10 protein-coding genes and 1 pseudogene are annotated in these 12,623 nt (G+C 69.0%); 4 read left to right on the forward strand and 7 right to left on the reverse strand.

Annotated features, from left to right (window positions below):
* Positions 1-496 precede the first annotated feature (496 nt).
* The 3 genes from ACIOWN_RS16080 to ACIOWN_RS16090 all read left to right on the forward strand — a co-directional run bounded on the left by ACIOWN_RS16080 (position 497) and on the right by ACIOWN_RS16090 (position 2,906).
* A complete protein-coding gene (locus ACIOWN_RS16080) occupies positions 497-763 on the forward strand; it encodes a hypothetical protein (RefSeq protein WP_362345577.1) in 267 nt (88 codons plus the stop codon).
* Positions 760-1,206 (forward strand): hypothetical protein, encoded by a 447-nt coding sequence (locus tag ACIOWN_RS16085; protein WP_362345579.1) that lies wholly within the window; start codon positions 760-762, stop codon positions 1,204-1,206. Before ACIOWN_RS16080 ends, ACIOWN_RS16085 begins: the two co-directional genes overlap by 4 nt.
* A gap of 443 nt (positions 1,207-1,649) precedes the next feature.
* Complete coding sequence (locus tag ACIOWN_RS16090) at positions 1,650-2,906, forward strand: threonine/serine exporter family protein (protein WP_401982523.1); 1,257 nt, start codon at positions 1,650-1,652, stop codon at positions 2,904-2,906.
* On the opposite strand, the gene ACIOWN_RS16095 is transcribed toward ACIOWN_RS16090, so the two are convergent.
* The 7 genes and pseudogenes from ACIOWN_RS16095 to ACIOWN_RS16125 form a co-directional block, all read right to left on the reverse strand.
* Positions 2,903-3,046 (reverse strand): hypothetical protein, encoded by a 144-nt coding sequence (locus tag ACIOWN_RS16095; RefSeq protein ID WP_362346006.1) that lies wholly within the window; start codon positions 3,044-3,046, stop codon positions 2,903-2,905. The genes ACIOWN_RS16090 and ACIOWN_RS16095 overlap by 4 nt on opposite strands.
* Positions 3,047-3,293: 247 nt before the next feature.
* Complete coding sequence (locus ACIOWN_RS16100) at positions 3,294-3,590, reverse strand: GYD domain-containing protein (RefSeq protein WP_100568889.1); 297 nt, start codon at positions 3,588-3,590, stop codon at positions 3,294-3,296.
* Positions 3,591-3,778: 188 nt separating this feature from the next.
* A complete protein-coding gene (locus ACIOWN_RS16105; protein ID WP_362345583.1) occupies positions 3,779-6,556 on the reverse strand; it encodes a CDP-glycerol glycerophosphotransferase family protein in 2,778 nt (925 codons plus the stop codon).
* A 649-nt stretch (positions 6,557-7,205) separates the two neighbouring features.
* A pseudogene (gene snpA, locus ACIOWN_RS16110) lies at positions 7,206-7,868 on the reverse strand (snapalysin); the annotation flags it as partial.
* 478 nt (positions 7,869-8,346) lie between these two features.
* Positions 8,347-8,811, reverse strand: coding sequence for an N-acetyltransferase (locus ACIOWN_RS16115; RefSeq protein ID WP_362345585.1), 465 nt, complete (start codon positions 8,809-8,811; stop codon positions 8,347-8,349).
* An 83-nt stretch (positions 8,812-8,894) separates the two neighbouring features.
* The gene (locus ACIOWN_RS16120; protein ID WP_401982525.1) at positions 8,895-9,641 is read right to left on the reverse strand and encodes a hypothetical protein; all 747 of its coding nucleotides are present in this window, start codon (positions 9,639-9,641) and stop codon (positions 8,895-8,897) included.
* A gap of 269 nt (positions 9,642-9,910) precedes the next feature.
* A complete protein-coding gene (locus ACIOWN_RS16125; RefSeq protein WP_401982526.1) occupies positions 9,911-11,629 on the reverse strand; it encodes a DUF4153 domain-containing protein in 1,719 nt (572 codons plus the stop codon).
* Positions 11,630-11,869: 240 nt separating this feature from the next.
* On the opposite strand from ACIOWN_RS16125, the gene ACIOWN_RS16130 reads away from it, so the two are divergent.
* Positions 11,870-12,487 (forward strand): hypothetical protein, encoded by a 618-nt coding sequence (locus ACIOWN_RS16130; protein WP_362345591.1) that lies wholly within the window; start codon positions 11,870-11,872, stop codon positions 12,485-12,487.
* Positions 12,488-12,623: the final 136 nt, after the last annotated feature.

The raw sequence follows: 12,623 nt of genomic DNA on the forward strand, positions 1-12,623 counted from the left end.
GATACCTCACCCCGCTGGAGATCCGACAGCGACACGAGCAAGAACACGCCCTCGCGGCGTAAGCAACGAGTGTCCAGCATCACGGGGAAAGTCCAGGATCGAGTGATTTCGTTCAGCGTCATGATGGGAAGGCAGACGAAGCCACCGACATACGGGGCCGTGCCTGCCAGGAAGAGCCCTCCGGCGGCCGTCCGACCGTGGGCGCAGACTCCGCCGGTGACGACGCCGAACCCTTTTCAGCTGAGTATCGACGGACGTTCCTGCACCGTCTCGGTCGACGGCCAGGGCGTGGGCGAGTACGCGGCCGCTGTGAATGCCCACGCCGTGCCTCACGACCTGTCGCGGGTCGTGCTGCATCTGCGCCCGATCGGGACGTGGCAGGCCAAGCCGGAGTCCTCGCCCGGGTGGAGGGCGGCATCCCGTGCACCCCTGCTCTTCGGAGCCGGCTTCTTCGGGGAGTCAAGCCACGCCACCCAGAACCTGGCATACTTTAAGTATGGCAACCCGGAAGATCACCATCACCGTGCCGGAAGAGCTGGTGGAATCGATCAAGGAGCGCGTCGACGCACGCGGTGTGTCCGGCTACATCGCGGCCGCCGCCGCCCATCAGGACGCCATGGACCGACTGCGCGAGTTGGCCGACCGGCTCGAGGAAGAGCACGGCGCTGTGACGGAAGAGGAACAGCAGGCAGCGCTGGACCGCATCGTCGCCATCGACGGCTGGCATGACGAGCAGCGATCACATTCGGACGAGGCCGCGTGAGCCGCACCGCCCGAGCAAAGCTGCACCGACCGCGACAGCGCGTCTTCGTGTTCGACGCCGAGGCCCTCTCCAAGGCGGTTCAGGGCGATCGGGAGATGACCGCGCTGATCAAGACGGCCCCGCGACTCGACATCCCGATCGTCACCTCGGCCCTCACGACCCTGGAGGCCTGGGATCCGCGCGAAGCGTCGAGGCAGTCACTGTGGAACTGGACGCTGTCCCGGATCCGCATCGTGCACACGGACGACCAGGTGACCGCCATGGCGCGCGACATGCTGAAGGCAGCCGGCCTGCACGGGCACAAGTACGCCATCGACGCCATTCTTGCTGCTGTAGCCGGGAGAGAAGCCGCACAGGGGGCCCAGGCAACCGTCTTCACCTCAGACACCGACGACATGAACCAACTCCTCGCAGGCCACTCCGTGCGAGTCGAGAAGGTCTGACGGGACGCCCGCACCTCACTGCGGCCGCTCGCCGGTTTCCCCGAGCAACCCGTGTCTTCGTCGAACGGCATCCACCGCATGTGTTCAGCACACATGGGGACGGGAAGCACCGTGAACCAGTGAGAACCACGAAGGAGCGTTTCCCCTGTTCAGACACACCGCGACCCGAATCTCCGCAGGTCACGGCCTCGCCCGGGGAAAACTCCGCCGATGCCCTGGCGTGGATCCGTCTCACCCTGGGCGGTGCACACCGGGAAACACCGGAGACCTGACCGAGTGACTACTCGACCGCGACCTACCGCGAGATCACCGGACGCCTGATGACGCGGCCACGAACTCACCGGGCGGGCTTTCGAGCCCTCATCCATGACGGGGATCGTGCCGCCCGAGGTGCCCTGAGGCGGCCGCTCGTGTAAGCAGGAACTCCTGGCCCTGGAGCGAGGATGCAGGCGGTGGAGGCGGGCGTGGAGCAGCGATCGGTCGCGGATGTCGACGATCTCACGGCGTTCCTGGCCCGGCTGGCCGGCCTGCTGCTGCGCTCGTCCGGCGAGGGCGCCCATCTCATCGAGCGAGCCGTGACCGACAGCGCCCGTGCCTTCGGCGGCGCCGCGTCCCTGCTGCTGGTGCCGGAGGCGGCGGTGCTCACGGTCACCGCGGCGGACGGCGGTACCCGCACCGTCATCGTGCACGGCTTCCCGGAGGTCTTTCGCCTCGACCAGGTCGCCGCGCTCAAGCCGTTCCTCGCCGAAGTGCGGGCGGGCCGGACCGGAATCGCGGAGGCCGATCGCGGGCTGATGGAGATCAAGGCGGCGCCGGCACCGTACCCGTGGTGGCTGAAGTTCCTCGGCATCGTGCTGTTCGCGCTGGGTTTCGCACCGTTGATGCAGCCCACCTGGTACGAGATCGCCACCACGGCCGTGCTGGGCGCGCTCGCCGCGGCTCTCGTGGTCACCGCCGACCGTGTGCCCCGGCTGCACCGGTTCCTTCCGCTGACGGTGTCGACGGCGGTCTCCGTCGTCACGATCGAGCTGTTCGCCGGCAATCCCGCACACGGCGGTCCCGTGCTGCTGATGCTGCCTGCGCTGTTCTACTTTGTCCCCGGCGACTACCTGAGCGCGGCGACCGCCGAGCTGGCCGCCGGCCTGATCACCACCGGTGCGATACGGCTCATCTACTCCGTCTTCCTGCTGGTCCAGCTGTACGTCGGCGTCCTGCTCGGCGTCCTTTTCGCCGGCGCCTCCCCCCACGCCTTCTTTGACGTCGCCGCCCACTCCGACCTTCCCCGGTGGGCGCTGTTCCTGGCCTGGATCGTCTTCACAGCTGGCACCGTGCTCGCCTTCGCGATCCCCTTGCGCTTCTTCTGGCCGCTGCTCCTGCTCGTCTACGTCACCGTCGGCGTGCAGTCGGCGCTCACGAAGCTCGCCGGGGAGACGGGCAGCACCTTCGTCGCCGCGGTCGTCCTCGCCGCCACGGCCACGCTGATCGCGCGCGGGCCGCGCCGTCCACCCCGGCTGATCCTGATCCTGCCCGGCTTCTTCACGCTCACCGTCGGCTCGCTCGGCATGCGCGGTCTGACCACTTTGGTCGGCGGCTACGTCGAGGGTTTCCAGGACCTGCTGAAGCTGGTCACGATCGTCACCGCCCTCGCCATCGGCCTCGTGGTCGGCGAAGCACTCACGCAGGGACAAAGCAGAACCTAGAGGTTGTCCCGTATGGGGTGCGGGTTACCGGTGAGGGCCAGGTTGTGGAGTCGGGCGATGCCGAGCATGGCCTGGTGAACGCCGTTGCCGCCGTCGGCGATGCTGCGGGGGCACCAGGCGAAACGGCCCGGACCGATCATGGTCCGGGCCGTTTTGACGGCAGGCTGCCCGGACCGCCCTCCGAGGCCGCTCGGCAGCGCCCCGTATCAGGCTCCGTCCCACGCACCGCGGTCTTCATGGCCGTCCACGGCGATCCGACGGTCTTGACCGGCAAGTGGTAGCCCTGGCTCGTAGAGCAGGTGGCCGACTCGGGCTCCTCAGCCGGGCTGTAATGCGCCCTGCTCGGCGAGCTCACGATGCGCCTTCGCTTGCAGTGAGTGGAGGTCGTCAGACAGTCGCCTTGGCGATGATGCGTTCCATCTCCCCTTGGCCGAAGGCCCGCAGAGTCGTGGAACGGATGTTGCCCACCCCGCCGAGATGCAGGAGTGCCGCGGTGGCGGTTTCGTCGTCGGGTGCCTCGACGACGGCCACGAGGTCGTACGGACCGACGGTCCAGTAGATGTTCAGGAGCTTCGCCCCGATCTTCTGTGCCGCTGCGCCGAAGGTCTCAGCGCGCTTCGCGGTGTCCTTGAAGTCCCGGACCCCCTGATCGGTCCAGTTCATCAGCGTGATGTACGTCGGCATGCTCTCCCACCTTCACGAGGAAACACATCGCGAGGTCAATCCTGGACATCGGGCCTGACACCTGCACCGGATACGCGCCCGAACGAGCGATTCAGGCCAGTCGGGACGGAGGCGAAACGGCCCCGGGCGGTCCGCGCCGCGTGTCACATCCGCGCAGGGCCGGTCGGGCCCGGCCCTGCGCGGCACGCTCAGCCGTCGGTCCGGGCTGCGGCGTGCGGTCCGCCGTCGAGCATGCGGTCCACAACCCGCGCTGTCGCGAGACCGTCCCCGGGCTCGCAGAAGTCCTTTACGAACTGAGCGTACTTCTCCCGGTACTCCGCTTCGACGGCATCGACGTCGCGCAGGGCCTTGACCAGTTCTTCGGAGGTCTGCAGCAGCGGGCCGGGCGCCCGGGTGGTGAGGTCGAAGTACAAGCCGCGCAGCGTGTCCCGGTAGTGCTCCAGGTCGTAGGTGAAGAACAGCATCGGCCTACCCGAGTGCGCGAAGTCGAAGAACGCCGAGGAGTAGTCGGTGATCAGCACATCGGCGACGAGGTACAGATCGGCGATGTCCGGGTAGCGGGTGACATCCCACACGAAGCCCTGGCCGGCACCCGGTATGTTGCCGTGGACCCTCGGGTGCTTGCGGAAGAGCAGCACATGGTCGTGACCGAGTTCGGCCTGGGCCGCGGCCAGGTCGATCCGCAGATCGAGTTTGTAGAGCTTGCTCGCGTGCTTCTGGTCTTCCCGCCAGGTAGGAGCGTAGAGCACCACCTTCTTGCCCTCGGGCAGGCCGAGCCGCTCCCTGACCCGCGCGGCCCGCGCGTCGCGGTCGGGGGCGTGGAAGACGTCGTTGCGCGGATAACCGCTCTCGAGCATTTCGCCTTCGATGGTGTACGCCCTGCGCATGATCTCTGTGGTGTACGCGTTCGGCGACACCACGAAGTCGAACTGCCGGTAGCTGTGCGGCAGGCTGGCGATATAGGCGGGATTCGACTTGGTAGTGCCTTGGAGGTCCTTGCCGATCTTCTTCAGCGGCGTGCCGTGCCAGGTCTGCACGACCCGCTGCCCGGGGCGGGTGACGAACCAGTCGCCCACCGTCGTGTTGACGACGATGTAGCGGCTGCGCGCCAGTGCCTCGTACCACTCGCGGCTGCCACGGCCCACCACACGGGCTTCCGGCGGCATCTCGGGCAGTCCCCCGTCCTGGGTCCAGATGTGCTCGACGTCGACCCCCCGGCGCACCAGCTCCTCGTAGACCGCCCGCGGCGAGTCCGAGAACTGCTTGCCGCTGAGGCTCATGTAGAGCACCGCGTCGCGCAGGGGGAGCTCGCGCTGCTCGTGGAAGTACACCTCGCTCAGCATGCGCTGCCGGTAGGCGCCGTGCTCACCGGGGCCGAGCAGCCGTTGCGGCTCGATGAAGATGCGGTCGAAGTGGCGGCGGTCCACGGTGTAAGCACGCTGCGGGCCACTGAAGCGCATGGGCAGCTCCTGCACCTGCTCCGGACGCAAGGTCACCGGGACGTCCTCGGACTTGTCCCAGGCGTCCGCGTCGCGGAAGTACAGGTACCAGCGACCGGGGCACAGGGGCAGCTCGGGACCGTGCGCCTGCGGGGCCGCCTCGGGATCGATCCGGATCGTGAACCGTCCGTCGGCAAGCTCGACCGGCAGCTCCTTCTCCTCGAAGCGGACCCCGTGTCGCAGGATGACCTTCTTCCCGGCCGCTTCCTCACCGGGATACGTACCCTCGAGCACCAGCTCCCCCGACCCCGTCACGGTCATCGCGTCGACCACGGGTCGGACGGCGCGCGTGGCCAGCACCAGCCTGCCGGGCCCGTCGCGGTGGACTGCCAGCTCGCGGCCGGGGGCAATCCGGTGCCTGCCGGTCGTGAAGCCCTCGGCGAGGAGGGCCGCCTGGCCCCGGCCGTCGGCTCCCCTCAAGGTCACCTTGAATTGCCGGGTCTTGGTTCCCGGCAGGTCGTTCGCGGCCAGCTGGTCAAGACTGAGGACCGACTGGTAACGCCGGAACGCGTCAGGGGAACCGGACAGGGGAGTGAGCGGGCTGTCGAGTCTGGTGTCGCCTTCGACGACGCTCACGGCGGTGGGGGCCTTGGCGCCGCTCCGCGCCCTGGTGACCAGTCGCAGCTCACCGTCCGCGACGGTGCAGGACTCGACCTCGACAGGGGGCTGCTGCACCGTGATGCTCACGGCATTCTTGGTGAAGCCGACCACGAGACGTGAGCCGTCCGCCAGATGGCGAACCTGGTTGTGCCCGGCTGTGCCCGCGTCGTGCTGGCGCACCCGCGCGCCGTAGGCCCCGCCCGGTCCCAGGATCCCGACGTGCAGAAACCACTGACCGGCACCGTGCCCGGCGAGCTCGCGCAGCCGACGAGCAGAGACGACGACTTCGAAGCCCGTCTGGTCGTAGCAGTGCAGGGCCTGTCCGGAGGCGACGGTGGCCTGCTCGCTGCGGGTGCGGCGCACGCGCAGTCTGATGCGGCGGCCGGTCTCGTCGTTCTTCAGCACCGCGAATCGGCCGATGGCGCGGCTCGATGGACGCGGCATGTTCGCGACGAATGCGTACCCTTCCCACACCAGATCGTCGCCGCGCCAGGTGACCGAGGTGAGTTGCGCCGTCACCCGCAAGTCGCGACGCGTGAGTGCGGCGATCCGTTCAGGCAGTTCCAGGCCCCGCAGCCCCGGCAGCACCAGCCGGGGGCGCCGGGCGCCTGCCACGAGGAAGCCGCCCGGGTCCCTGCGCTGGTGCCGGACCACCTCGACAAGATCCTCGGCGCGCCCCTCGGCGGCGAGATACCACATGACGCGCTCGAGCGGAGGGAGGGCGGTGAGCACCTCCTCGCCGTGGCCGTCGAGCAGTTCCCGCGCCGTGGCACGCAACTCCTCACGCTCGGCCTGCGAGCTCTCGGGGAAGTATCGCAAGATCCCTCGTACTCTTGCCGACGCGAGATCGGCGAGAGACTGCGCCATGAGCAACGCCCTTCTAACGTGCCAGTAAAATCCAAGTCATCGCACGTTAACGGAGTCACTCGTGTGCCGCACGTTTCAAGTGATAACAGTGCGGGCACATGCAGCTCGGATCCGCTGCCCCAGGCCAGGAGGCGTCCTGGTGGGCCCCCTTCCCGGTGGAGATCGACCTCGGCCAGGTCTGACCCGCGCGCTGCTCAGCCGCCGGCATCGTGTGAGCGATGCGTGAGCGGGCGGCGGCCCGGTACAGGGCGGCATGAGCCGGGTCAAGTGGCTCCCCGTACGGTTCTGACCCTGCTGTGCCGCTGCGCCGAAGGTCTCAGCGGGCTTCGCGGTGTCCTTGTGGTTTCGTCGTCGGATCGAACTCCTGAAGCGGGTGCCGCCGGTTCGAATCCTGCCGGGCACGGAGAAAAGGGCCGGCTCAGGAGGGTTTCCCTCCTGAGCCGGCCCTTCGTCGTGTTCGATGACTCAAGTATTGGTCATGTGCTGCGGATCAGCGCTGCGCGGAAGGCCAGGGTGCGCGTTGAGCGGGGAACCCGGCCTGAGTCTCGGCAGGGTCCACAGGTACTGCGCTGTGGCGCGGATGCCATGGGCCGTGGCTCGGCGCCCCGGGCCGTACCGGCGGTTCAGCGCTCGGGGGGTCGGCGGGCTGGTTCACCGTGCCCGGGGCCTGCGCGAGTCCGGTGGCCCACAGTTGGTCGACACGCGAGCGCTCGGTGGCGTTCGGGTAGCGGTTGGTGCAGGACGTGCCGGCGTAGCCACCGGACATCAGCTCACTGCACGGCCCGCTGTAGTGGTCCGGCAGGCCCAGTATGTGCCCGGTCTCGTGGGTGACGACGCGAACCGAGTCGTACTGCTGGTTCTGGGTGTAGTCGAGGAAGACGTAACCACGTCCTTGGCCGCTGGTGGAGGCGTGGGACCCGCGCGAGTCGTTGCCCTCGTAGTAGGAGAAGTCGGCCCCGCTCGACGCCTCCTGGAGCTTGACGTTGGACTCGGAGCTGTTCCAGATCGAGGCCGCGCTCGATATCTGCGAACGGAAGCTCGGTGCGTGGGAGGCGTTGTAGTAGACAGTCACCGCCTGCGCGTTCGGCTGGGCGGCACGCTTCTCGGCGACGGACTTGAGCACCGCCTCGAAGAACGCCTTGTTGTTCGCGGTCTCCTCGACCGACCCTGCGTACCGTGCCACGGAGGTACCGGCGGCAGCGGACGGGGTGGCGGCCGGCTGGGCGCTCGCCGGCACGGCCGCCACCAGCGTGCTCGAGGCCAGACCCAGGCCGAGAGCGAGGAGTCTCGCGGACGTTCGGGACGACTTCATGTGGGGGGGCTCCTACTCACTCGGTGACGCCGAGCGCCCGGTGCGCGGTCGACTGTGCGTGAACACCGGTTCCGAACTGCGGCGACGTCCTGTGCGTCGACATTCTTAGGACGGCTCCACAGGGAGCGCAAAGGGCCCCGCCACTACGTCGCCTCGTAGGCCCCGGAACCTCGCCGGGGCAGTACATGGGTCTCCGGTTCCGCACATGACGGCGGGAGGGAAAGCTGTCGCGTCGTCAGAAGCCTTACGCCGCAGGGAAGCGGGCGCGCGGACCGACCGAGTGAATTCCGGAACGCATGACGGGATCCGAATACAGACCAAAACGGACAAAACCACAGATGCCCGTCATGCCATGACTACTAAGCGCGTTGGTGGATTGATGGAGCGCTGTGACTGACGTCATAGAAGATGAGCTTCCGTAGCTTTCGCGCTCCATCGACCCCGGGGCCTCCAGGGAGTCACCCTCGGATCGCCTGGTTCAGCGAGGCGCGTACGCCACACGCTCGAAGGGCCACTCACGGGACAGCCAGTCGCTGACGACGCGGTAGAGCTCAGCGTCGAGGGAAGCGTTGTCCGCCCGGACCCAGGAGCGGACGTCAGTAACACCAGGGTCTTGGCGTGAGCCGTATATGTAGACACAGCCGATGACGTCATCCCCAGGGACCGACAGGACGCTGTAGGTGAAGCCGACGCGCCGGTCGAAGTCCTCCGCGTGCCGGCGCAGGTCGTCGAGGTTGGCCTCCAGGGACATGCCCCCCGGAGGCGGCCAGGAGCGGCCGGCGAAGTCGGGGTTGGCTCGAATGTGGGCGATGCTGGAGGTCCAGGCGGCGTGATCGGCGGCATTGTGCTGAGGACCGAGGGGTTCCAGGCGGAAGCGGTCGGTGGCAGGCGGGTGCGGTACGGCGAAATCGGGAGCCACGAGGGACTGGTCAGGTGAAGTCACCGCGGGAGGTTACTCCCGCACCCCTGCCGATCTCTCGCGAATATCGGGAGACAGCACCGACAGCCGTCGTGATGGCGACGGCATCAGAACCAGCCCGCGATCCAACTCCTGAGGCGGTGGTCGACGGAGCCTCTTCCTTCCTCGCGGGCTGATGGGGCCGTTCGCGGAGAAGGCACGTCCGGCCCGTGACGCACGTCACGCAATCCCTGGGGGCTCAGTGAGCAGAGCGACGCGTGAAGGCCTTGCTGCGGTTGCGAGGCGCCGCGGACCAGAGCGCAGCGGTGGTGGCGGTCGAGGGGGACCCGGGAGGTACGCGACCCCGTATGCGACCTGGAGGCGAGGGCATGGTCAACGCCGCCTGCCAGGGCTTCTGCGGTATCCGCGAAGATCCAGCCCGTTGCGTACACGCTGTCCAGGCCGAGCCACTCCATGCGAATGACCGGTCTGCTCAGGACAGTCTCGAACCAGGTGGCGCACTGCTCGGCGAGCTGTTCTGCCGTCCCGCTCGCGTGGAAGAACCCGTGCTCGGGTGTCTCGTGGAGGTTGAAGAGCTGATCGCAGACCTTGCCGGCACGCACATGGGTGCCGTGGAAGTGCACCGCCCATTCGCCGAGTATCAGTCGCCGCTCGCTGTCGCTGAGAGAGATGTGGACCAGCAGCGACGAGTCGTCTTCGGGGCGGCCGACGCTGCTGTACGCCGGCGGCACGCGCCATGAAGCGGCTCGGGCCTGCAGGGTCGCGATGAAAGCCAGCTCGCCCGCATCGAAGTCCCAGGGCTCCTCGCCGTCCTCCTGAGGGTCTTCGACTACGAACCAGGGGTTGCTGTCCACGGGTCGACTCTAGACCTCCTCCACCGCCCGTTCGCCGAGGCATACATGTCCACGAACCTCACCGCAGGAAAGCAGGCCCAGGCCCCGATGCTCGGCCAGGAAAGCGGGTGTCGCAGGTTCGGATCCTGCCGGGGGCACGGAGAGAAGGGCCGGCTCGGGAGGGTTTCCTTCCGGGCCGGCCCTTCGTCGTGTTCGGGGTCGGGCCACACGTGGGCCACTGGAGTCCGCGCTGCGTACACATGGCCGCCCCGGCGGAACGGGGCGTCAGGTCAGCGGTCGTACTCGGTGCTCTCCCCGCTGCCGTAGCAGGTTCCCGGGTCGGTCGTCGTCGGCGGCCGTTCCTTGAGGATCTGTCGGGCGCGCACCTCTCCCCAACTGGTCCCGTACCAGGAGGCCGTTGCCGGGCCGAGCCCCTTCGCCAGGGGGCCGAGGACGCAGGACCGCATGGGCTCTCTCAGCCTGTCCAGAGCCGGGACCGCGTCCGCCGAGAGGCCACGCGCGTAGTCCAGGTCGAACTTGTGGGTGTTCTCGTACCGCCGCACGTTGTTCTCGGCGATCAGCCCGTCGGGAGAGGCCAGGCCGAAGGCGAGGGCCACGGCAGCGGCCGACGCGGCGACGGCGCGGGGCAGCCAGCGTGCGCCCCAGACTCCGGCGGCCATGATCAGCAGGATGACCAGGCCGAGCCACAGCTCCACGGTCACGACGGAGATCCGCAGCCGCGTCAGCCCGTACGCCTCGACGTACATGCCCATACGCCGTACCGCCGAGGCGACCACGACCAGGGTGAGCGCGCAGAGGGTGCCGAGGACTCCCCGCACCAGGTTCCGGTCACCGGGCCCGCCGCGCGGTGCCCAGCGCAACGCGACGACGATGACCAGGAGGGTGAGGAGCGTTGCGAACAGGAGTTGCCAGAAGCCCTGCCGCGCGTACTCGGAGTAGGCCTGGCCGGTCTTGTCCAGGACAGCCTTGTACCCGCCGAAGAGGACGGCGAGCTGGATGGCGTTGAAGACGGCGAACAGCACGCACAGCACGAGCAGGGGAAGTGCCCACTCACCCCGGCCGCGGGCGCGGCCCGGGCTTGTCCTGAGGCTGTCCCAGCGCAGAGGGGCGGCGGCGGTGTGAGCCGCCGCGAGGGCACCGAAGAGCCCGAGGGCGAACAGCACCAGGCGCCAGGGGCCGTCGCCGACGGACGTGTCCGGGACCAGCCTGCTCAGCAGGTCGGCGAAGGCCGCGTCGGCCCCGGCGAACAGGGCGCCGAAGACGAGGAGGAGCACAGCCGTCACCGCAAGGGCGCGCAGCGCGGAGCCCAGGCTGCCGGAGGCGTTGCCGGCACGGGCGCGCACTCCTCGCCAGCCCCAGCGTGCGCCCTTGGGCAGCGAGTCGAGCAGCCCCAAGGGGCTGAGGACGACGCCGGACCAGGTCCGCGAGCCGTGGAGGGCGAGCGATGCGAGACCGATGGCGGTGGCCACGGCGAGGAGGGAAGGCCACTGGGCGGCGCGGACCGCCGGAACCAGCAGGAGAGCGAGTCCTCCGATGCCCCAGGCGAGCGTCCAGGGACGGGCTTGTGTCCGGCCTGCCTGGCGCGCGGCGAAGTAGGCGGTGACCGCGGCCGGCAGGGCGACGAGGAACAGATTGGCGCCCATACCGTCGTCGAGCAGCACCATGCTGAGCACACCGGTGGCGAGTGCCGCCCAGAGGACGGCGGTGTTCACGGTGGAGGGCGGTTCGCGGCGCAGGTCGGGTAGCGCGGGTTTGTAGGGATAGGCGCCCGCGTACAGAGGGCTGGGAGGAGTGGGCGGAAGGTACGGCGGGTGCCCGGCACCGACGGCTTCGCCGGGCCGCGTGTCCGTCGCCGCGCGCGACCTGTCCCCCGGCGGTGTTCCCGCCCGCCGTGTTCCCCCCGTCTCCGCGGCCTTGCCCTCGGGTATTCGCCCCGACTGCCGGGACCGCTCGGGCGGATCGGCGGGCACAGGCAATTTCTCTGTCATGGGACCCCCTCCCAACCGGCCCCGGAACGCGCGCACTTGGGCACGCCGAGCGGGGACCGGTGTCGCTTGCGAAGCACGCCGCCATGATCGACAGGGCGGCGTGCCCGCAAGGGTAGCGGGACGGGCGGGGACGTCCCCGCTCGCGCGGCTCCCGAAGGCATGGCGGATCCGGCCCGGGGCTCTCGCCGTGCTTCGGCCTCTCGGCGCAACCGGGGGCAGGTTCGGAGAGTCGTACCCGCCGTGACAGAAGAACGTGCGGAGCGCAGCGTGTGGTTGTCGCCGGCCGTCTCCACGGCAGCAGGCTTCGGCAGTCTGGCCATCGCCGCCGTGGCGAGTTGGAGCAGTCTCCTGCTGGTCGTGCAGGGGCGGGTGATCCCCGGCTGGGCCGTGAGTGCAGTCGTCCTTGTCCTGTCGCTCGTTCTCCGACGGTCCCTGATCCGGATGGGCAGCACGGCGGGTGCTTCGGGGCTCACGCAGAAGCGGGCCACGTGGGCACGGCTGGTGAGCATTCTGCTGATCACCACGGCGGTGCTCGGCACGGCAGGGGGAGCGGCCGACGACCTGATCTCGGGCGCGGAGTACCACGTGCTGCGCCCTGAGGGGCCGGGGGGCTGCACGGCCGTGGTGCGGGAGACGTCGTTTCTCGTGATCGGCAATGGCGAGGCGTACGCGGTGGGGCGCACCGGCCTGGCCCTGGGCGAGTCGGGGTCGTGGACGGTCGACGATGGTTACCGGCCCGTCGACGCAGGTACGTACGAGTTGGTCTGGGGTCGGGACGGCGGTCTTCTGCGGATCAGCGGTACGAGCACCGATCCGGTCATCCGTGGAGGATCGGCCGACATCGACTGCGGATGGTGAGGCGGGGAACCAGCAGGCACTGCGCCGCCACCGGCCGCCGACCAGCGACCGGCCTCATGGTCCGCACGGCGTGCTGGCTCACGTCGCGCTGAAGGCCCGTGCACGGGCCGCTCGCGGTCGTCCGGGGCGTAAGGCG

The organism is Streptomyces sp. NPDC087787 (assembly GCF_044743035.1).
GTDB lineage: Bacteria > Actinomycetota > Actinomycetes > Streptomycetales > Streptomycetaceae > Streptomyces.

Coding starts and splice junctions, on each gene's coding strand:
- ACIOWN_RS16080 (WP_362345577.1), top strand. CDS start 497: ATGGCAACCCGGAAGATCACCATCACCGTGCCGGAAGAGCTGGTGGAA.
- ACIOWN_RS16090 (WP_401982523.1), top strand. CDS start 1,650: ATGCAGGCGGTGGAGGCGGGCGTGGAGCAGCGATCGGTCGCGGATGTC.
- ACIOWN_RS16095 (WP_362346006.1), bottom strand. CDS start 3,046: ATGATCGGTCCGGGCCGTTTCGCCTGGTGCCCCCGCAGCATCGCCGAC.
- ACIOWN_RS16100 (WP_100568889.1), bottom strand. CDS start 3,590: ATGCCGACGTACATCACGCTGATGAACTGGACCGATCAGGGGGTCCGG.
- ACIOWN_RS16105 (WP_362345583.1), bottom strand. CDS start 6,556: ATGGCGCAGTCTCTCGCCGATCTCGCGTCGGCAAGAGTACGAGGGATC.
- ACIOWN_RS16125 (WP_401982526.1), bottom strand. CDS start 11,629: ATGACAGAGAAATTGCCTGTGCCCGCCGATCCGCCCGAGCGGTCCCGG.